Raw genomic sequence first — 1,669 nt, 5'->3', positions numbered from 1 at the left:
TTCGAAAACCGTGTCTCCAGCCGCCAGATGTGCCTCCACCAAACCCCGTGCCAGCATCCCGGGTTTCAGACGGACCCCCGGGTTGGCCACGTTGACTCGGACCCTGATCGTGCGTGTCGCTTCTCGGAGTGTTGGATCGATGAACGCAATCTGCCCGGAAAATTTTTCGCCGGGGAAGGCGTCCGTTTCAAAGACCACAGTTTGTCCATACCGCAACCATGGGATGTCCGCCTCATAACCGTCGAACACGGCCCAAACCTGTGACAGGTCGGCAATGGAATAAATCGGATCTCCTGTTTTGACATAATCCCCTTCTTTGGCGTGTTTATTGATCACAATGCCCGCTATCGGCGCATAAAGCGTGACATGATCCGTGGCGAATCCACGCTGTTTGATTTCTTCAATCTGATCCGGAAGGATACCCCACAACCGCAGTTTTTCTTCTGAACTCTTCAAAAGAGAAGATGCGATGGTGTACTGGGCACTGCCGGGTGTAGCCGATTTCAGCGACATCTGTGCCTGCAAGAGTTCCTGCTGGGCCACCACCAACTCAGGACTGTAAATATCCACCAGGTGATCTCCCAATCGAACCGGCACACCCGTGTAATCTACATAGAGACGATCGAGGCGGCCTGGGAAACGCGCCGAGATAGTGGCCAAACGTGTCTCATCAAAATCGATTCGTCCCCATAACCGGATCTGACGGGTAGGAAACATACGGCGGACCGGAGCTGTTTCCACCTCGGCCAGCGCAACGGCTTCCCGTGTCATACGGATCTGGCGCACTGTCAATGGAGTTTCTTCCTCGGAATAAACGGGTATCAAATCCATGAAGCAGATCGGGCATTTGCCCGGGCCGGGCTGGCGAACCTGGGGGTGCATAGCGCAGGTCCACCATTTGATTTTCTTTTCTCCCTGAACCTGGTTACTCTGGGACTCCGTCCGGCCACCGGCGAGTTGATGAAGCGTCAGCCGAGCAACGCCCCAACCAACCCCGAACGCCACAATGATGGACACAGCTATGAACCACCACCGTATGCGGCTGAGGAGTGCTCGCCCGGTTTTCCGAGGGGTCGTCACGCCTTCATCGTTGGAAGTTTTCACCTCAGCCGAGACACTCCGGTCTTGTGAATCAGCGGAAGGGCGAAATTCGCTCATATTTCGTCTCCTTTACAATTTTTGGGAATATTTCTCAGCATTCGCTGAGTTGCCGGGCAACGACTAACGGAAGAGCAACATGCTCACCGCACTCACACTTTCCCAAATAATTGACGCACTTTTCTCTCTGTAATACGTCAATGTTGGGCATTTGCACCGGTCAACATATTTGGTTTATCCGCGTTGATCCCCCCGCTTTTTTTTCGAGTTGCTGCGGACGTATCTGATCGTGGGATCTCGGCCGCGCAACGCAGCAGGATGAACGGCATGCTCCGTCACGAAAAGAACCAGTGGCTGACACGGCATTTACACTCTGGGTCATCCTGCGTGAACCAAACACCCGTGGCGCAAGCCATTTCGCCCGGGCGAATCGTATTCGGCGCAGGCTGCCCGACGTATGCCTGCAGGATTCAGAGTATTAAATGAGAAGAGAACAGCACGCTAAATAGAGAGGAACATTCGGCCAGGGAGGCGCTAGAAGATTTTCAGTTAACGGAAGCTGTTCATAAAG

General features: G+C 53.8%; 1 protein-coding gene. It reads right to left on the bottom strand.

What is annotated here, in order from left to right; translation table 11 throughout:
• The coding region (locus H5U08_RS18015; RefSeq protein WP_297036298.1) for an efflux RND transporter periplasmic adaptor subunit at positions 1–1,158 on the bottom strand (1,158 nt) is incomplete at its 3' end.
• Positions 1,159–1,669: the final 511 nt, after the last annotated feature.

It is taken from the genome of Thermogutta sp., assembly GCF_014359955.1.
Taxonomy (GTDB): Bacteria; Planctomycetota; Planctomycetia; order Pirellulales; family Thermoguttaceae; genus Thermogutta.
The sequence above is the reverse complement of the archived record's forward strand: the minus strand, read 5'-3'. Positions and strand labels throughout refer to the sequence as shown.